Source organism: Bacillus sp. LR--39, assembly GCF_053613335.1.
The window spans coordinates 1-717 of sequence record NZ_JBSIOT010000851.1 but is presented as its reverse complement, the minus strand read 5'-3'; the positions used below and the strand labels follow the sequence as shown (position 1 = coordinate 717).

General features: G+C 42.5%; 2 protein-coding genes. Both read right to left on the bottom strand.

Annotation, left to right across the window (positions count from 1 at the left end):
* Positions 1–106 (bottom strand): GTPase (locus ACWHAR_RS26985; RefSeq protein WP_452088419.1); only part of this gene is annotated, 106 nt, incomplete at its 3' end.
* Between the two features lie 126 nt (positions 107–232).
* On the bottom strand, positions 233–717 hold a 485-nt coding region (locus ACWHAR_RS26980), incomplete at its 5' end, for a molybdopterin dinucleotide binding domain-containing protein (RefSeq protein ID WP_452088418.1).

The window sequence follows — 717 nt, the reverse complement described above, 5'->3', positions numbered from 1 at the left end:
TACAGAACGGGTAGTTGGCTGATTCGGCACCGGCCTGTGTAATTGCGTTAAATAGTGTTGATTTTCCGACGTTCGGCAAACCAACAATTCCAGCTGTTAAAGCCATTCTTTCATCTCCTCTATATAAAACCGTCATTGTATGAGTGTATTTTGAACCTAGAGCAATTATAAGGAGGTTCACTGGAAAAGACAAGCTGACAAAAAAGCATTTTCAACCTGCCAATCCCTTTGATTATGCTTTTTTCAAGCCTACTAAACAGTCAAAAAGCGTACTTCCCATTCCATTATCAGAATTTGTATCATTTGTCAGTGCATTGACTGACCCTCCAAAAGCCGCCCACATGCCTTCATCTATATTAATCGTCTTCGCATGAGCCTGCTTCATCACTTTCACCTTGCCCTTCAAGCGTCCGCGGTCATTAAAGATGACAACCTCGTCTCCATCCTGAAGATTCTGCTCAGCAGCTATATCTGGAGAAATATCGACCTGAACGTGCTGAAGCTTTTCAATAAACGGCACATGCTGTGAATGGTTGGAACGCTGCGGATGAATGGATAACAGCGTATAAGGGTACTTTTCAGCTAACTCCTCATTATGGAAAACAGATTCTTCGGGCACATTTAATTGAAGCGAGCCGCTAAATCCTTTTTGCTCAGCTAGCGACGAAGTAAATTCAAATTTTCCACTCGGCGTCAAAAACTGATAATCATCCCACG